General features: G+C 51.8%; 3 protein-coding genes. All 3 read left to right on the plus strand.

Features of this window, described 5'->3' with window-relative positions; all coding sequences use genetic code 11:
• Positions 1–6 precede the first annotated feature (6 nt).
• The 3 genes from L692_RS0110565 (at position 7) to L692_RS0110575 (ending at position 1,267) form a co-directional block, all read left to right on the plus strand.
• Entirely contained in the window at positions 7–477 is a 471-nt protein-coding gene (locus L692_RS0110565) for a PTS sugar transporter subunit IIA (protein WP_051503476.1), read from the plus strand.
• A gap of 194 nt (positions 478–671) precedes the next feature.
• A complete protein-coding gene (locus tag L692_RS0110570; protein WP_025699667.1) occupies positions 672–1,028 on the plus strand; it encodes a hypothetical protein in 357 nt (118 codons plus the stop codon).
• A gap of 59 nt (positions 1,029–1,087) precedes the next feature.
• Entirely contained in the window at positions 1,088–1,267 is a 180-nt protein-coding gene (locus tag L692_RS0110575; RefSeq protein WP_036723153.1) for a YfhD family protein, read from the plus strand.
• Positions 1,268–1,768: the final 501 nt, after the last annotated feature.

Here is a 1,768-nt window from a genome sequence, read left to right on the forward strand (position 1 = left end):
GTCTCTGTGCTGTCTCCGATAAGCGGAACGCTGGTGGAACTGGGGGAAGTGCCCGATCCGGCCTTTGCTGAAAAGCAGATGGGAGACGGTATTGCCATCCAGCCGGATGAAGGGAAGGTATATGCTCCTTTCGACGCCGTTGTGGCGCATGTCATGGAGAAGAGCAAGCATGCGGTCATTCTTGAGCATGCCAGCGGGGTGCAGGTGCTGATTCATGTTGGAATCGACACCGTTTCTCTAAAAGGCGAAGGCTTTGCGCTGAGCGTCCGGACGGGCGACCAGGTGAAGGCGGGACAACTGCTGATTGAATTCGACCCGGAAACGATCCGCAGAGCGGGACTGTCCACCCTCACGCCTGTAATCATTCCAAACGGGATTGAAGGCGTGCTTGATCTTAACATCACTTCGTCCGGAAATGTAACCGCCGCCGCCGACCGGATTATGAAGGTGAGCCATGCCGTTGCCAATCACGCCTGATTGGGAAAAAGCACAATATTCAAGCATTGCCGGGTTCGGTAATGCTCTTGCCGGAGGACGGCGCATGTGAATGCGCTGTCCTTTTTGGCTCGTACGGGGCAGCTTGAAGGGATAAATTGACGCCTGCCTGCGCACGCTAAGGCTGATCACAGCGGATGGTTATCCGCATTCGAAGAGGAGCGTGCGTCGATATAATGTCCGAAAAAAGTATACTCGCCTATTTCAAAAGTCCGGAGGAAGCGGAGGGCGCCTCGCGCAAGCTTCAGTCGCTGCGGGTCGCTGATCTGTCTATCGACCGTTTCAGCCGCTACGGCGGAGGATTCACTTCCCAGGCAGCTCCGGCCAGCGGCTTGATTTCAAGCCTTGGGTCTGCCGCGACCGGTTATCCCGATGCGGGCGTAATGGCCGCGGCTGACCCGAGCGCAAGCGGCATGAGCCACGGAGGTTCCGGAGGGCCGACGGGGCGGGATGTCCTGCTGACCGTCGTGGTGGATTCGGACTCCTTTCACCAGGCTCTCTCTATTATTGAGGAAGCGGGCGGCATGATCTGAATCGGAGTTGCCCCCGGCCGAAGCCGGGTTCGATTTGAATAAGGGGAGGCCAGATGAACATGGTCAGAAATTCAAAAGTGCTGTCCAAGAATGAGAAGCTGAAGAAGCTCTTTGAAGCCAAGAATGAAGATGTGGAATTTTCCGCAGCGGAAGCGGACAGGGATGATGTGGAGGCTCTGGACCGGGCGCAGGAAGCGGACCGCAGACAGCTTCACGAGATTATAGAGGAAGAGGAATAGGGCGGCTCTTAAGCGAAATCGTCCAATCCGGATAAATTATTTCATACACTAAACCAGTCTGCCTTTTTCGTGGTGGACTGTTTTTTTTGCGATAAGGAAGTTGGTTATAAGACAAATAACAAATCGAAATATAATTAATTATGTCTAATTATAGAATAATATTGCGAAAATTGTAGAATAGATTTATATTATCAATAATTAATTCGCTTAAGTATATCTAAACATATCAAAATATATAATTGAATCGCACAGGCCGGCAACGGCCGATATACATACACCATCAGGTCAAGGTGGCTTATGCGAGGAAAATACGACATTGGGGGGATAGAAAGCTCATTTGCCAATCAGATTAGGGGAGGAAGAGAATTGAAAAGGAATTATTTACGACGGATGTTACTTGGCATTATCGTTCAAACCATGATTATGGCGCCGGTCTCCGGTTCGCTCTACGCATCGCCTGCGACAATATCTGCCACTGCCGCCGATGCGGCTTTCCGGCTG

It is taken from the genome of Paenibacillus forsythiae T98 (genome assembly GCF_000520735.1).
Classification (GTDB): Bacteria; Bacillota; Bacilli; order Paenibacillales; family Paenibacillaceae; genus Paenibacillus_AQ; species Paenibacillus_AQ forsythiae.

Excerpts from the sequence above, each read along its gene's own strand:
- L692_RS0110575 (WP_036723153.1), top strand. The coding sequence starts at position 1,088 with ATGGTCAGAAATTCAAAAGTGCTGTCCAAGAATGAGAAGCTGAAGAAG.
- L692_RS0110570 (WP_025699667.1), top strand. The coding sequence starts at position 672 with ATGTCCGAAAAAAGTATACTCGCCTATTTCAAAAGTCCGGAGGAAGCG.